The organism is Candidatus Sysuiplasma acidicola, assembly GCA_019721035.1.
Lineage (GTDB): Archaea > Thermoplasmatota > Thermoplasmata > Sysuiplasmatales > Sysuiplasmataceae > Sysuiplasma > Sysuiplasma acidicola.
The window spans coordinates 1-5,824 of the sequence record JAHEAA010000008.1; the positions used below are offsets into that span (position 1 = coordinate 1).

A 5,824-nucleotide genomic window follows, 5' to 3' on the forward strand; every position below is an offset into this window, starting at 1 on the left:
GATATCTATCCCACTTCCAGTTTCCGGAAACACAATTCGCTGAATTTCATCAAGTTTTCTGCTTATGGTGTTTACCTGCCCTTCGTGAACCGCAATTGCCCCGAGTATAAAGTGAGTTTGATCTCTCCAACCTAAAGGATCACCTGATTCATCAACATAGAGAAGATACTTAGGGGCGTTAAAAGTGAACGCCCCTAAAAACATAACCGCCCGAAAACTCATGAGATGCAGCCAAGTAAGAACCGAGGCTCTTAACGGATCACTTATGCAACCCTCTTAGCCACTGAATATAGATCGCCACGGGGGTATTAATACATTCATGATACAAATTCTCAGCGCTCAGATTCATTATGCCGGTATTGAATTCAATAAAATATCTGTCAACTCAATCATTACTACATTTTGAACAAGTGTCTCATTTGGTTTCAAGCCGTCGCAGAACACTCTGCACTCAACATGATTTGGTCTGCCAGGATAAACAAACTCCAGCAAAATCTGAGTATCCAGGAAGAGCATCCTGCTCGCATTCATCTTGTTCGCCGCAGCCGTAAATGGAATACCCTACTATGCACTTTCTTCAAGGGGTACTTTTAGCATTTCGCCCAGAAGCATGGTTTCTGATATCGTTGGAATCCCGTCGGGCGCAGTGCTGAATGACAGGAGTATCTCTGAAAGTCGTCTTGTAACGACTTCCTTGCTTATTCCAATCGACGCATGAGCGTAAATAACCGGTTGATAAACCAGTATAAAAACAGATATTGTGTTGAGTATTCTGTCAACGTCCTGATCCTGGCAAGTCTTCAATTCTGAATTCAGCGATTGAAAGGCTCTAACGTACAATTTAAAATATGATATCATCAGTGGGTCGACGTCATCCCATTCCAACTTGTCTTCGATGACTCTTGCAAAAGACTCCCGCGCCTTTTCCATCTTGGGTATAGCAGAATCTATGTAAGCTGTCCAGACTTCTCTTCTTTCAGACATGCTCAGTTTCTTCATGTAGTTATCAATCTGCCTGAAAGCCTCGTTCAACTCGTCTATCTTCCTGAAAAAAGTTTCCAGCGTGGCAGTATCTATACGAAGAAGGGTGACATCCTCCTTCACGAAGTCTATCATCAACTTCAGAAGTTCCGCAAAGTCGGAGGAATTGGCTCCAGCGTTCTGAGTGAGTTTCTCTTTGACGTATTTTGCATACTTCCAATGTTTCTTCCTTCCCAGCTGGATTACTTCGTCGACTGGAAAGGGGTTTAGAAACCCTTCGGAAATATATTTGCTTGAAAGGGTCAAGTCGTTCACACCTCCACTTATCAGCGACTTACGCTAAACACATGAAATTTCTGGTTATAATATCTCAAAGCAAGTTAATACACATTGTGACTGCTTTTTTTTAATACAGGATAACAAAACCTAACCATATATTGATGCCATGTAAATAGCTGCAGTATGACAACTAAAAGGCTATATATTGTATACACATATACATGTATACAATGTCTACAACCATAAGGATAAAAGAAGAAAAGAAGCTGACGCTCCAGCAATTTCTCGCGAGCCTATTCCTGGAGGAAGGTGTTAAACTCAATGAGCAGGACGCGCTGGGAGCCCTCATCGATTTCGGCACCGCTCACAAAGATGAGTTCATAAGGCAAATCAAGAAAACACCACTTGAAAAAGACGCTGCATGGAAGATGCTAGGCAAACCGGTCAACTGGGGAGTGAGTGACGCGGCAGAGAATGTCGACAAGTACCTTTACCGATTGGAACGCCAGGGAGAGTGATATCATTTCTGTCTTCGTAGATACCGGTGTGTTCGTCGGTGCAAGAAACTCCAAAGACAACAAGCACAGGTCGAGCGTCGAGGTAATCAAAAAGGCGCTGAAGGGTACTTTCGGGACGGTTTACACCTCAGATTATATTGTCGACGAGGCAGTTACTCTCGCACTCGCAAGAACCGGAAAACCGGAAATTGCGTTCGATATAGGAAATTTCATAATCAAGTCTGATCGAATTAAGCTTCTGTGGACCGATAAGAATGTATTCGCTTCAGCCTGGGAGATGTTCAGGCGCTATAGTGAAAGGAGACTCAGCTTCACCGACTGCATTTCCTTATCTCACATTGAGGACAAGAAGATCAAATTCATTCTCAGCTATGATTCAGGTTTCAGAGGACTGGCGGAATACGCAGAGACAATGTTGACCGATCAGTAGAAAGTTGAATATTGAGATTTTGTCTCTACTCGACTTTCCTAAATCCTATGCTGTTATCCGGGCTGGATAATTGTCTGATAAGCATTAAAATCGGCAATGGCTGCTCACTCCTGGCTCAGGAGAGAAATTGGCTTAGAACCTGGGGTGGTAGAAATGATATCAGACAAGATCGAGCCAATCAGGGCATTTGAGAAGCAATCGGGTCTGGCACGGCTGCTGCTCTTCCTGTACCTTGAGGGACCAGGAAATATGACATGGATGATAGATGCTTCAAACATCTATCCCAATGTTGGATATGCGGCAGCCAGAAAGGCGACAGAGCTAGGACTGATAACAATGGATTTTGATCCGGAAGCAGTGCACCGCACAAGGAAGCTCGAACTCACCGAGAAGGGAAGATACGTTGCTAAGAGACTGGACGAAATCAATACCGCCTTCTCAGGCAAGCAGTTTCAGCTTCTGTGAAATCATATGGAAACTGTGGGCAAAGCGATGCTCAATTTCAGAGATGGCTTGAAGTCAGGACCTTCACATACTTCTTGGCCGAATTGTAGAGCCGTCTATCGTCTGTAACCAGGAGAAGATTTCTGGTCATGGCGATGGAAAGATAGATTGCATCGTAATAACCGAGCTTCTCTTCACGGGCAATTCTAATTGTGGAGAGATGGTCGATTTCCGAGGATGATATCAGTCTTATCCGGTCCGCCACTATGTCCAGCAAGTTACGAAGGAGGTTATCGGCTTCAGCCGATGTGATTTTACTCTTTATAGTATTCAACTTCCATACGGCATTACCCACTTCATATACTGTCAAATCCAGTGTCCAGTTTCCTGTTACAATGTCAATAATCCGTCCGCCTTGTGAAATCAACAGATTGACAATTGCAGATGCATCAAACAAACTTGCGGAGGACGTTTGAAATTTCGGAGTACGCGAGCGGTCTGGAATCAACGTTCGTCCCTTGTCTCACGAACAGCCCTGACCACATCCCTGCTGGAAATCCTGCCCTTTAGAGAAGCACTCAATTCATCGAGGCTCTTTCTGAGCTCATTCTCTTCCCTTCTTGCGACTTCAGTTTCAAGGGCACCGCGAACCAAGCCGGATATGTTTATTCCATACTTGCGTGCACGATCCTTCAAGTCCTTTGATATCTTTGCTGTGACCACTTCCTGCATACAATTGTGGTAATACCATTTACTTATTTAAGTAATACCGAATCAAGCGCTATTCGCCGGTAGAGGACATCTTTTAGAGAAATTGGATTGTCACTTTTCTAAGAAGTGCCTACGCATATCAAGGTCTTTAAGTGTGCATGCCCATACACATACTTGTATGGCAATCAAGACTATCTCCATTACCGATGCAGCATATGAATCGCTCAAGAGGGAGAAGAGAGGTAACGAGAGTTTTACTGAGGTAATACTCCGCTTGGCACATACCAGAGGCAACCTTTCAGATTGCTTTGGCAGCTGGAAACTCACAGATGCAGAGGAAGAGGCGATCAAGAAAGAACTCTCGAACGGATGGGCGGGAGTAAAATAGCCAGCTCAGGAAGAACAACTCCGGTTGCATTGAACATGCAACCAAATATGTATATACACAAATCGTCATACAATGATGTATGACTAAACTCCTGAGCGTAAGGATTGATGAGAATCTGCTCGAGGAATCAAAACGACTTAAAATCAACTACTCTGAAGTAATCAGAGCTGCACTGAAGGAAGAAATAAAGAAACGGAGAGACGAGGAACTCGCCGGTAGCATTTCCAGGATACATCAGCTTCTAAAGGGGGTGGACGTGGAGCAACTGGTGCTTGAAATTCGTAAGGACAGAGAAGGGAGGTGAGCACTTGCCGCAAGGTTATGTGATCGATGCGAGCTCATTGTTTGAATTGTTTTTCTTAAGCTCGGATAGAAAGATTTTGCCCATACTCAGCAGCTCATTCGTTCTCGATCTGACATTGTATGAAATCGGGAGTATTCTGAACAAAGGAAACGACAGCCACATAAGCGGTCTGGATAATGAAAAAGTCCTTGCTCTTTCCAACGAATTCTCCAAGGTAATGGATGTTGTGGGGAGGATTCACCTTGACCCGGAAGATCTGAAAAGAGTGCTCCGGCTTTCACTCGATAAGGGCCTGACTTTTTACGACGCAGCTTACATATTCCAGAGCCAGAAACTAAATTTGCCTCTTGTGACAAACGACAAGAAAATGGCTTCGGCGGGAAAATCGGCCGGCATTACAGTAAAGAAGGCAGAGGACCTGGCTGCATGAATGCCTGGGAAATGCAATAATTAGCAACAGGCAAATTACACGGCTTATATCATATAGGCAACGATCGCTTTCGTTCCAGGCCAATGGGCAGGAGGCTATTTGTTGGGAAGTATAACAAAAAAACTCGTGAAGATACGCGGTATAAAGGGCGGGCCTGGTTTTCTTTACCTGCAGACGTACAGAGAATCCTTCCGTCTGTCGTTTCAGGACGATCAAGTAATTGTGCAGCTTAATAAGGCGTTCTTCCAGACAGACACACCTGAAGAAATCACGGTTACTATTGAGTGGCCCGACCGTTCTGACTGAAATTCTGTGCTACCAATGACCGCTCGCCTGCGTTGCACAGCTTGTGCCACAAGCAGGAGAATTATCTTCTCTTCTCCTTGAATTCAATCATTGCAGAAATAGGCTTCTTCACCAATTCAACATGAATGTCTTCCTCCAAACGGATGTGTGGGACGGACTTTGTTGTTTCTAAGGATGAGAGCTGTTCAAATGTGTTTCACGGGTTTCTTGGTAGGAAGTAGTCTTTCCGGCTAGGAATTGTTCGTATCGCCAAGCGGAGTGCAGCGGGCAGATTCGAAGAAGACGGGTTTATAGGCATGATGTGGCCATTATACACTCGTTATACATGGGTTACACAACGATACGAATTTCCAGGGCCACGAGGGAAAAACTCAGCCGCCTCAAGCCATACAAAAGGGCAACATACGATGAAACAATAGAAGCGCTGATTTCGCTGATACCCGAAGGCGATGAAGAAGGCAAATACACCGAGGAGTTCAGGGCTTCGCTGCTCCGTGGATTGCTCGATATCAGAACGGGAAGAACATATTCCTCTTCAGAAGTCAAGAAGCGACTGGGATTATAGCGGCGAAATTCCGGGCAGATGGTTCTCTCATCAGGTTGTCCGAGGTCAAAAGCGCAGCATGTGCTATTGGAATCAAAGAACACTTCAGCGATCGTGCAGCGCTTCTCTGTTGAATTTCCATTTATTCAATAAAGCAGTCGAATGTGACCTCATCTGCAATATGCTTCCAGTCCAATCTACTTGCGTCGACGTGTTTGTAGGTAGTTCTTGCCATCAAATCATCCGCACCAAGGTCAGTGTTGACAGCATGATTGTCACAGTATCAGAATCCTCAGCAGGCTGTCTCAGTCGAGGAGCGAGCATAATGTGCGGGAGGAGACTGGACGGATGATCTGTTTAGCTTTTTCAAACGAGCCGTCATGTGAGACCAAATATTGCGCTTTCGAAGCCACGCCGCTCGCAACTATAAGTGAATCGGGAAGTGGGAGGCGAGTCTTGCATCTGATATCCCCTGCCATATCGGCAATT

At 44.9% G+C, this 5,824-nt stretch carries 12 protein-coding genes; 7 read left to right on the plus strand and 5 right to left on the minus strand.

All coding sequences use genetic code 11. The annotated features are described in order from the left end of the window. Positions 1-204: DUF3800 domain-containing protein (locus KIS30_04945; protein MBX8646087.1), on the minus strand; the 204-nt coding region annotated here is incomplete at its 3' end. 360 nt (positions 205-564) lie between these two features. Further along, positions 565-1,287 (minus strand): hypothetical protein, encoded by a 723-nt coding sequence (locus KIS30_04950; GenBank protein ID MBX8646088.1) that lies wholly within the window; start codon positions 1,285-1,287, stop codon positions 565-567. A gap of 203 nt (positions 1,288-1,490) precedes the next feature. Here KIS30_04950 and KIS30_04955 point away from each other — a divergent pair, with 203 nt between their 5' ends. The 3 genes from KIS30_04955 (at position 1,491) to KIS30_04965 (ending at position 2,673) form a co-directional block, all read left to right on the plus strand. Continuing rightward, a complete protein-coding gene (locus KIS30_04955) occupies positions 1,491-1,778 on the plus strand; it encodes a hypothetical protein (GenBank protein MBX8646089.1) in 288 nt (95 codons plus the stop codon). Next, positions 1,735-2,208, plus strand: a complete 474-nt coding sequence (locus KIS30_04960; protein ID MBX8646090.1) for a PIN domain-containing protein — start codon at positions 1,735-1,737, stop codon at positions 2,206-2,208. Before KIS30_04955 ends, KIS30_04960 begins: the two co-directional genes overlap by 44 nt. 153 nt (positions 2,209-2,361) lie before the next feature. Then, entirely contained in the window at positions 2,362-2,673 is a 312-nt protein-coding gene (locus tag KIS30_04965; GenBank protein ID MBX8646091.1) for a hypothetical protein, read from the plus strand. Positions 2,674-2,710: 37 nt separating this feature from the next. Here the strand turns inward: KIS30_04965 and KIS30_04970 are convergent, their stop codons facing one another. Together KIS30_04970 and KIS30_04975 are read right to left on the minus strand one after the other, a co-directional pair. Then, a complete protein-coding gene (locus tag KIS30_04970) occupies positions 2,711-3,079 on the minus strand; it encodes a type II toxin-antitoxin system VapC family toxin (protein MBX8646092.1) in 369 nt (122 codons plus the stop codon). 77 nt (positions 3,080-3,156) lie between these two features. Next, positions 3,157-3,384: a type II toxin-antitoxin system CcdA family antitoxin gene (locus tag KIS30_04975; GenBank protein ID MBX8646093.1), complete on the minus strand. Its 228-nt coding sequence runs from the start codon at positions 3,382-3,384 to the stop codon at positions 3,157-3,159. 157 nt (positions 3,385-3,541) lie between these two features. On the opposite strand from KIS30_04975, the gene KIS30_04980 reads away from it, so the two are divergent. The 4 genes from KIS30_04980 (at position 3,542) to KIS30_04995 (ending at position 5,356) form a co-directional block, all read left to right on the plus strand. Further along, positions 3,542-3,751, plus strand: a complete 210-nt coding sequence (locus tag KIS30_04980) for a hypothetical protein (GenBank protein MBX8646094.1) — start codon at positions 3,542-3,544, stop codon at positions 3,749-3,751. Positions 3,752-3,830: 79 nt separating this feature from the next. Then, positions 3,831-4,055, plus strand: a complete 225-nt coding sequence (locus KIS30_04985; protein ID MBX8646095.1) for a type II toxin-antitoxin system CcdA family antitoxin — start codon at positions 3,831-3,833, stop codon at positions 4,053-4,055. A gap of 4 nt (positions 4,056-4,059) precedes the next feature. Then, positions 4,060-4,485: a type II toxin-antitoxin system VapC family toxin gene (locus KIS30_04990; GenBank protein MBX8646096.1), complete on the plus strand. Its 426-nt coding sequence runs from the start codon at positions 4,060-4,062 to the stop codon at positions 4,483-4,485. A 631-nt stretch (positions 4,486-5,116) separates the two neighbouring features. Beyond that, positions 5,117-5,356 (plus strand): hypothetical protein, encoded by a 240-nt coding sequence (locus KIS30_04995; GenBank protein ID MBX8646097.1) that lies wholly within the window; start codon positions 5,117-5,119, stop codon positions 5,354-5,356. Between the two features lie 284 nt (positions 5,357-5,640). Here KIS30_04995 and KIS30_05000 read toward each other — a convergent pair. Then, positions 5,641-5,824, minus strand: a 184-nt coding sequence (locus KIS30_05000) for a hypothetical protein (GenBank protein MBX8646098.1), incomplete at its 5' end; no start/stop codon positions are given.